Genomic DNA, 12,396 nt, shown 5'->3' on the forward strand with positions numbered 1-12,396 from the left:
CCGCCCCCGCTTTCCCGCAGGCCCTCCCATGGCCTCGTTCACGCTGCATGGCATTCCTGTTTCGCGCGGCATCGCCATCGGCCGCGCCCACCTGCTGGCGCCGGCCGCGCTGGACGTCAAGCACTACCTGGTGGCCGAAGAGCAGGTCGAGGCCGAAGTGGCGCGCCTGCAGCAGGCGCTGGCCCAGGTGCACAAGGAACTGCAAACCCTGTGGAACGAACTGCCGAAGGACGCCCCGACCGAGCTGGGCGCGTTCATCGACGTCCATGCGCTGATCCTGTCCGATCCGATGATTTCCGAGGCGCCGCTGGACATCATCCGCGCCCGCCACTATAACGCCGAGTGGGCGCTGCTGACGCAGATCGATGAGCTGTCGGCGCAGTTCGACGAAATCGAGGACCCCTACCTGCGCGAGCGCAAGGCCGACATCCAGCAAGTGGCCGAGCGGGTGCTCAAGGTGCTGCTGGGCACCGAGCAGCTGCCAGCCGCCGGCAGCGGCGGCGACGACGAACCGCAGCCGCAGATGATCATCGTCGCGCACGACATCTCGCCGGCCGACATGCTGCAGTTCCGCGACCGCTCCTTCATCGGCTTCGTCACCGACGTCGGCGGCCAGAACTCGCACACGGCGATCGTCGCCCGCAGCCTGGACATCCCGGCGGCGGTCGGCATGTCCGGCGCCTCGACCCTGATCGAGCAGGACGACTGGCTGATCATCGACGGCGACGCCGGCGTGGTGATCGCCAATCCGAGCGCGCTGGTGCTGGAGCAGTACCGCGAACGGCAAAACGCCGCCGCCCGCGCGCGCAAGAAGCTGCAGAAGCTGAAAAAGACCCCGGCCATCACCAAGGACGGCACCGAGATCACGCTGCTGGCCAACATCGAGCTGCCGGACGATTGCCCGGCCGCGATGGAGGCGGGCGCCAACGGCGTCGGCCTGTTCCGCTCGGAATTCCTGTTCATGGGCCGCAACAGCAGGATCCCGTCCGAGGACGAGCAGTTCGAGCAGTACAAGAAGGCCGTGGTGGCGATGAAGGGCCGTCCGGTGACGATCCGCACGCTCGACATCGGCGCCGACAAGCCGCTCGACCAGAGCGAGCACACGGCGCTGAACCCGGCGCTGGGCCTGCGGGCGATCCGCTACTGCCTGGCCGAGCCGCAGATCTTCCTGACGCAGCTGCGCGCCATCCTGCGCGCCTCGGCGTTCGGCAAGGTGCGCATCCTGATCCCGATGCTGGCGCATGCGTTCGAGATCGACCAGTCGCTGGCGATGATCGCCCAGGCCAAGGCCGAGCTGCGCGAGGCCGGCGTCAAGTTCGACGACACGGTCGATGTCGGCGCCATGATCGAAATCCCGGCCGCCGCGTTGGCGCTGCCGATGTTCGTCAAGCGCATGGACTTCCTGTCCATCGGCACCAACGATCTGATCCAGTACACGCTGGCGATCGACCGGGTTGATTATGAGGTCGCACACCTTTACAATCCGCTGCATCCGGCTGTGCTGCAATTGATCTCGATGACGATTGCGGCCGGGCATAAAGCCGGGATCGACGTCGCCGTGTGCGGCGAAATGGCGGGGGATGTCAAACTGACACGCCTGCTGCTGGGCATGGGGCTGCGGGAATTCTCGATGCACCCGGCCCAACTGCTGTCGGTCAAGCAGGAAATCCTGAACAGCGATCTTGTGCGCATCATGCCGCAAACCCGCAAGATCATGCGCTCGATGGAACCCAACGTAATTGCAGACGCGGTCGAACAATTGCAGTTGATGTAGCAAGCTGGTGGGACCCATCCTCGCGGTCCCACCTTGATAGATGGCCCGTGGGGCCAACCCAAAAAATAAAACTAAACCACATGCCATCCTTAGGATACGTTTCTCCGCAAACCATGCAATTTGCGCAGCCGCTGCTGCTGCAAAGCGGCGCCTCGCTGCACAACTACATGCTGATGTACGAGACCTACGGCACGCTCAATGCCGACAAGTCGAACGCGGTGCTGGTCTGCCACGCGCTGAACGCCTCGCACCACGTCGCGGGCGAATATGAAGGCCAGCCGAAAAGCCTGGGCTGGTGGGACAATATGGTCGGTCCCGGCAAGCCGCTGGACACCGACAAGTTCTTCGTCATCGGCATCAACAACCTCGGCTCGTGCTTCGGCTCGACCGGCCCGATGCACGTCAACCCGGCCACCGGCAAGCCTTACGGCGCGGCCTTCCCGGTGGTGACGGTGGAGGACTGGGTGGCGGCGCAGGCGCGCCTGGCCGACGCGCTGGGCATCCAGCAGTTCGCCGCTGTCATGGGCGGTTCGCTGGGCGGCATGCAGGCGCTGGCCTGGTCCATCATGTACCCGGAGCGGCTGCGCCATTGCGTGGTGATCGCCTCGACCGCCAAGCTGTCGGCGCAGAACATCGCCTTCAACGACGTCGCGCGCCAGGCCATCCTGTCCGATCCGGACTACCACGGCGGCGACTTCTACGAACATGGCGTGGTGCCGAAGAACGGCTTGCGCGTGGCGCGCATGGTCGGCCACATCACCTACCTGTCGGACGACGACATGGCCGAAAAATTCGGCCGCAAGCTGCGCGACATCGGCGACAACCCTGCGGAGGCGGGCGACTACAAGTTCGGCTTCGGCGTCGACTTCGAGATCGAGTCCTACCTGCGCTACCAGGGCGACAAGTTCAGCGAATACTTCGACGCCAACACCTATCTGCTGATCACCAAGGCGCTCGACTATTTCGACCCGGCGCGCGCGCATGGCGGTGACCTGGCCAGGACGCTGGCGGGGACCAAGGCCAAGTTCTTCCTGGCCTCGTTCACCACCGACTGGCGCTTCTCGCCGGAGCGCAGCCAGGAAATCGTGCAGGCGCTGGTGAGCAACCGCCGCCAGGTGACTTATGCCGAAATCGACGCGCCGCACGGCCACGACGCCTTCCTGCTGGAAGACCCGCGCTACCTGAACATGGTGCGCGCCTACTACGGCCAGGTGTGGAATGAAATCAATGATGTAGAAAGAAGCGCGGCATGAACTTCAACGAACTAAGCACCGCCAGGCCGGACCTGGCCTTCATCGCCCACTGGGTACCCAAGAATGCCCACGTGCTGGACGTCGGTTGCGGCGACGGCGTGATGATGGACTATCTGCAGAGCGACAAGCAGTGCAGCGGCTACGGCATCGAGATCGCCGACGACAAGGTATTGGACAGCACCAGGCGCGGCGTGCGGGTGATCCAGCAGGACATGGAAAACGGCCTGTCGATCTTCGGCGACAACTCCTTCGACACGGTGCTGTGCCTGTCGTCGCTGCAGATGATGAAGCATGTGGAGGCGCTGCTGCGCGACATCGTCCGCGTCGGCAAGGAGGCCATCGTGTCCTTTCCCAACTTCGCCTATTGGCCGCACCGCGTGGCCTTGCTGAAGGGGCGCATGCCGGTGTCGGAATCGCTGCCGTACGAGTGGTACGACACGCCCAACGTGCGCTGCGCCACCATCACCGACTTCCGCGACCTGGCGCAAGAGTGCGGGCTGGAAGTGATCGAATGCGTGGCGCTGGCCGAAGGCCGCCGCGTCTCCTTCCTGCCCAACCTGCGCGGCGACCTGGCGGTGTTCCGCCTGCGTAAGAAGGTAGCTGCGAAGGTCGCCCACTGATGACTGAAAAAACCGCACCGATCGCGAACTGGCACACCTATCTGAACCGCCGCATGGCGGCTTTGGTCATACTCGGATTCAGCTCCGGTTTGCCGCTGTATATCCTGTTGAACCTGATGCAGGCCTGGCTGGCGACCTCCGGCCTTAGCCTGAAGGCGCTTGGATTGTTCGCCCTGGTGCAGTTTCCGTATTTTTGGAAGTTCCTGTGGGCTCCGTTTATGGACCGATTCGACTTCGGCGGCTTTGGCCGGCGCCGTGGCTGGATGATCGTGACGCAGGTCGCGTTGTTCTTTGCGATTGGCGGCATGGGCATGCTGAACCCCAAATTGCAGGTCGCCGCAGTGGTCGCCGCGACCAGCCTGGTGGCGTTCTTGTCGGCCAGCCAGGACGTGGTGATCGACGCATATCGCCGCGAGACGCTGAGCGACGAGGAGCAAGGCTTGGGCGTGGCGGTGTATGTCAATGCCTACAAGGTGGCCAGCATGGTTCCCGGCGCGCTGTCGCTGATCCTGGCCGACCGCATGCCCTGGCAGCCGGTGTTCTGGATTACGGCGGCGTTCATGCTGCCGGGCCTGGTCTGCGCACTGCTCATCAAGGAGCCGGCGGTCTACGGCGATCGGCCGGCGACCATCGTGCAGGCGATCGTGTTGCCGTTCAAGGAGTTTTTCCAGCGAGACGGCTGGCGCCGCGCGGTATGGTTGCTGACCTTTATTCTGCTGTACAAGATCGGCGATAGCATGGCGACCGCGCTGGCGACCAAGTTTTATCTGGACCTGGGCTTCAGCATGACGGAGATCGGCTGGGCCGCGAACGCCACCGCTTTCTGGGCCAGTATCGCCGGCGGCATCGTCGGCGGCGTCTGGATGGTGAAGCTGGGAATAAATCGCGGCTTGTGGGTGTTTGGCTTCCTGCAGGCGATTGCGATTCTCGGATTCGCGTGGCTGGCGCAGGTCGGCCACAATACGACCTTGCTGGCCGCCGTCATCGGCTTCGAGGCCTTTGCCAGCCTGGGGCTGGGCGCTGCGGCCTTGGTCGCCTTCATGGCGAGGTCTTCCGATTTACGTTATACGGCCACCCAGTACGCCTTGTTTTCCGCGCTGTCGTCGGTGCCGCGTATTTTCGTCAACTCGTCGGTCGGCTTCGTGATCGCTGAAACCGGATGGTTCTGGTTCTTTATCGTGTGCTTTATTTTGGCGTTTCCTGCGATGATGATGCTGCCGAAAATCGCTCCTTGGAATAGTGGACATGAAAAAGCTTAAATGGAATGCGGCCTTGCTGGCGCTGCTGGTCTGCACCGGTGCCTTGGCCCAGAACGACGGTATTCCCGTCACCAGCATGTCGCGCCTGCGCGGCCTGGGCGGCGACGCGAGCCAGTTCGACCAACAATCCAAACTGCAGTACGACCAGATGCTGAACGAGGCGCACAAGAAAGACGCCGTCGCCACCGAAAAGAACGTGCAACTGATCCGCCTGCGCGCCATCGCCAAGCGATTGATCCCGTACACCGCGCGCTGGAATCCGGACGCTGCCGGCTGGAAGTGGGAGGTCAACCTGCTCAACTCGCCGACCGTCAACGCCTTCTGCATGCCGGGCGGCCGTATCGCCTTCTACAACGGCATCCTGACCAAACTCAATCTGACCGACGACGAAGTGGCGATGGTCATGGGCCACGAGATCGCCCACGCGCTGCGCGAGCATGCGCGCGAGCAGGCCGGCAAGAACAACGCGACCTCGCTGGTGGCGCGCATCGCCGGCGCCGCCGGCGCCGCTTACTTCGGCGTCGATCCACGCCTCGGCGATGCGGCGGCCGGCGTGGTGGCCAAGGGCGCGGCGCTGAGCTATTCGCGCGGCGATGAAACCGAGGCCGACCTGGTCGGCATGGACCTGGCCGCGCGCGCCGGCTTCGATCCACGCGCCGGCATCGCGTTGTGGCAGAAGATGGGCGCGGTCAACAAGAGCCAGCCGTTGCCCTTCCTGTCGACCCACCCGACCGGCAGCGCACGCATCGAAGAGATGAACAAGCATATGCACCTGGTGCTGCCGGTGTACGCCAAGGCCAAGGGCCTGGACCCGAACAAGCTGCCGGCGTATCACTCGCTGGCCCTGCCGCGCTCATAATGTCGCGTGCCCCACTGCCCATGCGCGACGGTGTCGCGCCCAGCTATCTGTATTTGCCGGAAGGGCAGTGGCCGGACTTGATCACCTTCCTGGTGGCGCGCTTTCCCGACGTGGCGGAAGCGTCATGGCGCGAGCGCATGGCGCGCAACGAGGTGGTCGACGGCGACGGCCATGTGCTGGCGCCGCACAGCGCCTTCAAGCGCGGCCTGCGCATCTTCTACTACCGCGAGCTGGAGGCCGAGACGCCGATCCCGTTCCATGAAGAGATCCTGTTCATGGACGAGCACCTGGTGGTGGTGGACAAGCCGCACTTCCTGCCGATGATACCGACCGGCCGCTTCCTGCACGAAACGCTGCTGGTGCGCCTGAAGAAAACGCTGGGCGAGGCGGCGCTGACGCCGATCCACCGGCTGGACCGGGAGACCGCCGGCGTGGTGATCTTCTCGCGCCGCGAGGACAGCCGCGGTGCCTATCAGTCGATGTTCCAGAAGCGCGTGATCGAGAAGGAATACGAGGCGCTGGCCGCGCGCCTGGAGGGCAGGGAATTCCCCTTCACCTACCGCAGCCGCATGGTCGACGGCGACAAGTTCTTCATCATGAAGGAAGAGCCGGGCGAACCCAATTCCGAAACGCTGATCGACGTCATCGAGCACCGCGCCGATTGCACGCTATACCGTTTGCATCCGCACACGGGCCGCAAGCACCAGCTGCGTTTGCACCTGGCCTCGTTGGGCATCCCCATCGTCAACGATGCGTTCTATCCGGTCGCGCTGCCGTGCAAGCAGGACGACGTCTCGCAGCCCCTGAAGCTGCTGGCGCGCCGCATCGCCTTCACCGATCCCCTCAGCGGCGAACGCCGCGAATTCCGCAGCCGCCGTAGCCTGTAAGCCGGCTTAGGCCGATGGCGCCATCGCCACGGCGATTAGCACCACTGCACCGTCCTGCGAGTGATACTCCACATAGCCGCCGCTGGCAGCGTAGTAACTCCAGTTGATGCCCATCAGCACGCTGTTGCTGCTGTTGCCGTCGATGACCAGGTGGTGGGCGTCGCTCAGGCCGGTGACACCGGTGCCGTTGGCGCCGAGGTCGATAACGGTGTTGGCGCCCAGTTGCAGCACGTCGATGCCGGTCATGCCGGCCACGTTGACCAGGGTGGCCAGCGACACGGCGGTGGCGGAGCTCAATGCCAGCGTGTCGGTGCCGGCGCCGGCCTGCACGCTGCTGACGCTGGCGTAGAAGGTGCCGAGATTGATCAGATCCGCGCCGTTCCCAGTGACGAGGCTGGATGCGCCGGCCGTGACGTTGACGGTGTTGTCGCCATCGCCGGCATCGACGAAACTGCCGGCGCCGGCGGTGATCGTATCGTTGCCGCTGCCGGTGTGCACCTCGCTAAGGGCGCCGGTGACGATGTGGTCGTTGCCGCCGCCGCCAACCACATAGCTGTTGCTGCCGAGCGTGATGGTGTCCGAGCCGCTGCCGCCGAAGACGATGCTGAGGTTCGAGTCGTCGGTGTAGGTGGCGTCGTCGTCGGCGAGGTAATAGTGGGTGAGCATGCCCTGGCCCGGGAAATTGCCCGGCGTCCCGGTCTGGTCGACCACGCGTACGCCGACCGCGTCGCCCAGCGACGCGCTGCTGGAGTTCAAGTCCAGGTTCCAGTTGAAGGCGCCGGAACCGTCGGCCGTGGTGGTGGCGTGGAGCCAGGTCGCGCCGCCGTCGAGCGTGACTTCGACGATTTCGTTCGGCATGTCGGTGCTGTTATGCATATGGCCGTTGATCGCCTTGCCGCCGTTGTCGAAGCCGGAGGTCTGTTCGGTGTCCTGCAACGCGGTCGGGCCGGGAACGATGACGGTGATCGCCTCGCTGTTGCTGTAGATTTCGCTGTCGATGCCGTTGTTGACCTGCTTGACCTGCACCTCGTTTGCCGCATAGGTGAGGCCGTCGTGGTCGCCCGGCGCAACCGTCAGCTGGAAGGAGTTGCCGGTGCCCTGGATCCAGCTGCCGGTCGAGCTGAGGCGGTAATACCATACGGCGCTGGTCAAGCCCTCGACGTGGATCATCGGGTCGCCGGTGACGCCGTCGCTGTGGCGGGGAGAATCAATCGCGTCCGAAGCCGGCGCGGTGTCGTTGAAGGTGAAGCTCGGCGTGGCCGGCTGCACGACCGGTGTGCCGGTGTTGAAATGCAGCAGCGCATCATCGCCGGTAACGCCGACATTGCCGGCCAGGTCGCTGATGATGGCGCCCTTGACCTCGTAGTGGGTGCCGCTGTTCAGCGTGCCGGTCAGGTTGATGGTCAGCTTGTTGCCGACCACGTCGCCGCTGTGCAGCGTCACTTCCTGGGAGCTGTTCGGATTATTGGTATCGGTAATGGTGACGATGTTGCCGTCGAGGATAGCGATGTTTTCGTTGAAGGTGATTTCCAACTTGTCGAGGTTGACGCTGACCGAAGTTCCTTCCTCCACCGGCGAGCTGCCCGACAGGATAGGCGCCACATTGTCGACGATGATGGTCCCGGCCGAGCTGGGCGCCGCGCTGACCAGGCTGGCCGTGTCCACCATGACCGCCACCAGGCTGTGCGTGCCCTCGCTCAGAGGCGCGTTCAAGGTGACGCTGAGGCTGGCGCGGAAGTCCGCATCCTCAAAGCCCTTGGAAATATAGTCGCCGGTGCCGTTGTACAGGTCGCTCGGCTGGATGACGTACTGGCCCACCACGGCGCCGCCGTTGCTGGTGTCGAGAATGCGGACGGTGTCGCCGACGTGGAAGCCGTGCAAGCCCTGCACGTTGACGTCGACCGCGGTGGCCGCCTTGGTGATGCCATCGCTGTCCAGCGCGCCGGTGTCGCTGGTGCTGGCCAGCGTCAGCGCGTGGCCGGTCAGCGCGGCGGTGTTGGCGGCGACGCCGCTGTACACGTAGCTATGGCTGGCCGTGGCCGTGCTGAGCGCGCTGGTGTTGCTCACGCGCGCCAGCATCGTGCCGCCCAGGCCGCCGCTGACGGCGAGCAGGTTGGCGGTCTCGATGCCGCCGACGTAGCTCCAGGTGCTGCCGCTGGTGGTGGCCTTGTGCCAGCTGGCGCCGTTGTCGAGCGATACCTGGACGAAGTCGTTGCTGCCCAGCGTGCCGGTGAAGGTGCCGGTCACCGTTTGCGCGCCGATGCTGGTGATGTAGTCGGTGCTGCTGGCGCCGTTGTCGATGAAGTGGATCGCGGCTCCGGCCACCGCGCTCGGCGCGCTGACGCTGGTGCCGCCGTTGGTGGTGAAATTGTACTGGGTGGCAGAGCGGATGCCGCCGTAGCTATCGCCGCCGTCGCCGTACAAGGCGCTGCTGTTCATGGTGATGCTGTAGGTCAGTCCGGCCTTGAGCTCGCCCGACAGGTTGAGGAAGACATCGTGGCCGGCATAGCTGACCTGGCCGTCGTCGTCGCCCATGTTGTTGCCTTCGCCGAGTCCGATCTTGCGGCTGTCGGTGGCGCCGACGATGCGGCTGATCAGGCTGCCGCCGCTGAAGTAGGACTGGCTGTAGCCGTCGCTGACGACGATGTAGCCGTTGCCGGATTCCATGGCCTGATCGAAGTGCAGGATGATGGTGCTACTGTTGGACTGGTTGATGGACTGCAGGATCGGCGTGGTCATAAGTGTCTCGGGCTATCGGTGACGGAGGTACAACGTCGTATGATAACAATGAAACACAATTATTTCCATTTGGGAAATTTAATCGGCCCGGATTTTGTGCGTTGAAACAACGGTCCGGGCCTGCCGGCGTGCTGCTTAGCCGCGATATTCGATGGTCAGCGGAGCGTGGTCGGAGAACTTCTCTTCCTTGTAGATCGCTACCGTGGTGGCCTTGGCGGCGATGCCCGGGGTGGCGACGTGGTAGTCGATGCGCCAGCCGACGTTCTTGGCATAGGCCTGGCCGCGGTTGCTCCACCAGGTGTACTGTTCTTCGCGCGGATCGAGGCCGCGGTGGACGTCGACAAAACCGACTTCGTCGAAGATGCGCGTCATCCATTCGCGCTCTTCCGGCAGGAAGCCGGAATTCTTCTTGTTGCCCTTCCAGTTCTTCAGGTCGATTTCCTTGTGGGCGATGTTCCAGTCGCCGCAGATGACCACTTCGCGGCCTTCGGCGTGCAGTTGCTGCAGGTGCGGCAGGAACAGCGCCATGAAGCGGAACTTGGCTTCCTGGCGCTCCGGGCCGGACGAGCCGGACGGGCAGTACACCGAGATCACCGTCAGGTTGCCGAAGTCGCAGCGCACATAGCGGCCCTCGGCATCGAACTCCGGCGCGCCGAAGCCGATCACCACGCGGTCCGGCTCGATCTTGCTGTAGACGCCGGTGCCGGAATAGCCTTTTTTCTCGGCGTAGTGGAAGTGGCCGTGGTAGCCGCCCGGGTTGAGGAATTCCGGCGTCATGTCCGGCGCTTGCGCCTTCAGTTCCTGGACGCAGACAAAATCGGCATCCTGCGCGGCCATCCATGTGAAAAAGCCCTTGCTGGAGGCGGAGCGGATGCCATTCAGGTTGGCGGAGATGATTTTTGGCATAGAGTGAGGTAGCTAAGCGCTGCGAAATTTTGGAATGCGCTAGTGTAGCGTTAAAATACGGGCACTTTAAAGAAATGAGGCAGTATGACGAATTCACTGAATAATTTACGCCAGCAATTTATCGCGTTTTCGGTCGAGACCGGTGTCTTGCGCTTCGGCGAGTTCACCACCAAGGCCGGCCGCCAGTCGCCGTACTTCTTCAACGCCGGCCTGTTCCATGACGGCGCCACGCTGGCCCAACTGGCCCAGTTCTACGCGCAGACGCTGCTCGATTCCGGCGTCGAGTTCGACATGCTGTTCGGCCCGGCCTACAAGGGCATCACCCTGGCCTCGGCCACCGCGGTGGCGCTGGCCGGCAAGGGCCGCAACACCTCGTTCGCCTTCAACCGCAAGGAAGCCAAGGACCACGGCGAAGGCGGCACCATCGTCGGCGCCAAGCTGCAGGGCAAGGTCGTCATCATCGACGACGTGATCTCGGCCGGCACCTCGGTGCGCGAATCGGTGGAGATGATACGCGCCGCCGGCGCCGAGCCGTGCGCGGTGCTGATCGCGCTGGACCGCATGGAGCGCGCCGGCAAGGATGGCCAGATGTCCGAACTGTCGGCGGTGCAGGAAGTCACCCAGAAGTACGGCATCCCGGTGATCTCGATCGGCAACCTGGACGATTTGTTCGGCTACCTGAACGGCGCCGGCGCCGATCCGCTGCAGGTCCAGCATAAAGACGCGGTGGCGGCTTATCGCAGCCGCTACGGGATTGCTTAATTGGCCATATTGGTAGACTTTGCAATTTCTATGGTGTAACCTTTTGGGACGGCGTTCAGACCGGGGAAAATAGAGGCAGATTCCATGAACATCGCAACACTCAAAGTACACGGCGACGACGACGGACTGGCGGATGTCCGCGACGGCTTGCCGACCGAGCCGCACGGCGATTGGCAGAAGGGCGACGTCAAGCCCAACGGCCGCGTGCGCATCGATTCCGGCTTCTATGTCTCGATCGGCGCCGACCAGGATCCGGACCAGCTGCTCAAGCAGATCCGCCACTACCTGGCCGAGTGCCAGGCGCGCGGCATCCATTTCGAACGCTCGGACGTCGCCGCCGAACTGCGCGTCTCCTTCACCACCGAGCGCGGCGAAGCAACCCCTAGCCTGGACTTCACGCTGGCCGACCTGTCGATGCTGGTGGATATGGGCATTAATCTCAGCATCATCGCCTGATGCGTTTCTCCGAAGACCGGCTCGCCAGTTTCCATTGCGGGCCGGGCGTCGAGCGCCGCGTCCACGTGTGGGAGCCGGCCTGGCCGCGCGCGGTGATCCTGGCGATCCACGGCGGCATGGCGCATGGCGGCGACTACGTCACGCCGGCGCTGTACTTCCGCCAGCACGGCATCGCCACCGTGGCCTACGACCTGTGCGGCCACCAGGATGCGCGCCGGGTCGACATCCCGGGCTTCCATGTCTTCCTCGACGACAGCGTGCGTTTCCTCGCCTGGGTCAAGCACAACTATCCGGGCTTGCCGATTTATGTGATGGGCCATTCGATGGGCGCGCTGATCGCCACCCACCTGGGCCTGGGCCACTTCGCCGGCGACGCCGACATCAAGGGCTTCATCCTGTCCTCGCCGTACTACGTCAACGCGATCAAGGTATCGCCGGTGCTGCTGGCGCTGGCCGGCGTGCTGGGCGCGCTGGCGCCGCGCATGAAGGTGCCGCTGGCGCCGCTGACCGATATGCTGACGCACGACAGCGGCATCACCGCGCGCCATCATGACGATGAACGCGACGGCATCCGCGCCACCGAGATCACGGTCCGCTTCGGCAACGCCCTGACGGCGGCCCAGCAGGGACTGGCGGCGCGCATGCCGGCGTGGACCCAGCCGGTGTTCGCCGTGGTGGCGGGCGACGACAAGCTGGCCGACGCCGATGCGGCGGAAGCGATGCTCCAGTCCATCGCGCCATCGCTGCTGACCTATCAGCGCCATCCGCAAAACTACCACGAGAATTTCAACGAGCTCAATCGCGAGCGGATCTTTGCCGACATCCTTGCCTGGATGCCGGGTATAAGAGCATCGTAAAGCGCCGCGCTGCCGGAGTGGCCA

Annotated in this window: 11 protein-coding genes; 9 read left to right on the forward strand and 2 right to left on the reverse strand. The window is 64.1% G+C overall.

What is annotated here, in order from left to right; translation table 11 throughout:
• Positions 1-28 precede the first annotated feature (28 nt).
• From ptsP to ACEN9F_RS23155, 6 genes are all read left to right on the forward strand, one after another.
• On the forward strand, positions 29-1,774 hold the full coding sequence (gene ptsP / locus ACEN9F_RS23130) for a phosphoenolpyruvate--protein phosphotransferase (RefSeq protein ID WP_413423704.1): 1,746 nt from the start codon (positions 29-31) through the stop codon (positions 1,772-1,774).
• An 80-nt stretch (positions 1,775-1,854) separates the two neighbouring features.
• The gene (gene metX, locus ACEN9F_RS23135; RefSeq protein ID WP_413423706.1) at positions 1,855-3,027 is read left to right on the forward strand and encodes a homoserine O-succinyltransferase MetX; all 1,173 of its coding nucleotides are present in this window, start codon (positions 1,855-1,857) and stop codon (positions 3,025-3,027) included.
• Entirely contained in the window at positions 3,024-3,647 is a 624-nt protein-coding gene (gene metW, locus ACEN9F_RS23140) for a methionine biosynthesis protein MetW (protein ID WP_413423708.1), read from the forward strand. Before metX ends, metW begins: the two co-directional genes overlap by 4 nt.
• Positions 3,647-4,906: an AmpG family muropeptide MFS transporter gene (locus tag ACEN9F_RS23145; protein WP_413423710.1), complete on the forward strand. Its 1,260-nt coding sequence runs from the start codon at positions 3,647-3,649 to the stop codon at positions 4,904-4,906. Before metW ends, ACEN9F_RS23145 begins: the two co-directional genes overlap by 1 nt.
• Entirely contained in the window at positions 4,893-5,765 is an 873-nt protein-coding gene (locus tag ACEN9F_RS23150) for a M48 family metallopeptidase (RefSeq protein ID WP_413423712.1), read from the forward strand. Before ACEN9F_RS23145 ends, ACEN9F_RS23150 begins: the two co-directional genes overlap by 14 nt.
• Positions 5,765-6,652 carry a pseudouridine synthase gene (locus ACEN9F_RS23155; RefSeq protein ID WP_413423714.1) on the forward strand — a complete coding sequence of 296 codons (888 nt, stop codon included), beginning with the start codon at positions 5,765-5,767 and terminating at the stop codon, positions 6,650-6,652. Before ACEN9F_RS23150 ends, ACEN9F_RS23155 begins: the two co-directional genes overlap by 1 nt.
• A gap of 6 nt (positions 6,653-6,658) precedes the next feature.
• On the opposite strand, the gene ACEN9F_RS23160 is transcribed toward ACEN9F_RS23155, so the two are convergent.
• Together ACEN9F_RS23160 and ACEN9F_RS23165 are read right to left on the reverse strand one after the other, a co-directional pair.
• Positions 6,659-9,391, reverse strand: a complete 2,733-nt coding sequence (locus tag ACEN9F_RS23160) for a beta strand repeat-containing protein (RefSeq protein ID WP_413423716.1) — start codon at positions 9,389-9,391, stop codon at positions 6,659-6,661.
• 135 nt (positions 9,392-9,526) lie between these two features.
• The gene (locus ACEN9F_RS23165; protein WP_413423718.1) at positions 9,527-10,297 is read right to left on the reverse strand and encodes an exodeoxyribonuclease III; all 771 of its coding nucleotides are present in this window, start codon (positions 10,295-10,297) and stop codon (positions 9,527-9,529) included.
• Between the two features lie 96 nt (positions 10,298-10,393).
• Here ACEN9F_RS23165 and pyrE point away from each other — a divergent pair, with 96 nt between their 5' ends.
• From pyrE to ACEN9F_RS23180, 3 genes are all read left to right on the forward strand, one after another.
• A complete protein-coding gene (gene pyrE, locus ACEN9F_RS23170) occupies positions 10,394-11,059 on the forward strand; it encodes an orotate phosphoribosyltransferase (protein WP_413427153.1) in 666 nt (221 codons plus the stop codon).
• A gap of 84 nt (positions 11,060-11,143) precedes the next feature.
• Positions 11,144-11,515 (forward strand): hypothetical protein, encoded by a 372-nt coding sequence (locus ACEN9F_RS23175; protein ID WP_413423720.1) that lies wholly within the window; start codon positions 11,144-11,146, stop codon positions 11,513-11,515.
• Positions 11,515-12,372 carry an alpha/beta fold hydrolase gene (locus ACEN9F_RS23180; RefSeq protein WP_413423722.1) on the forward strand — a complete coding sequence of 286 codons (858 nt, stop codon included), beginning with the start codon at positions 11,515-11,517 and terminating at the stop codon, positions 12,370-12,372. The genes ACEN9F_RS23175 and ACEN9F_RS23180 overlap by 1 nt, the downstream gene beginning before the upstream one ends.
• The last annotated feature ends 24 nt before the right edge of the window (positions 12,373-12,396 follow it).

Source organism: Duganella sp. CT11-25 (assembly GCF_047302815.1).
In the GTDB taxonomy this organism is placed as follows: Bacteria; Pseudomonadota; Gammaproteobacteria; order Burkholderiales; family Burkholderiaceae_D; genus Rugamonas.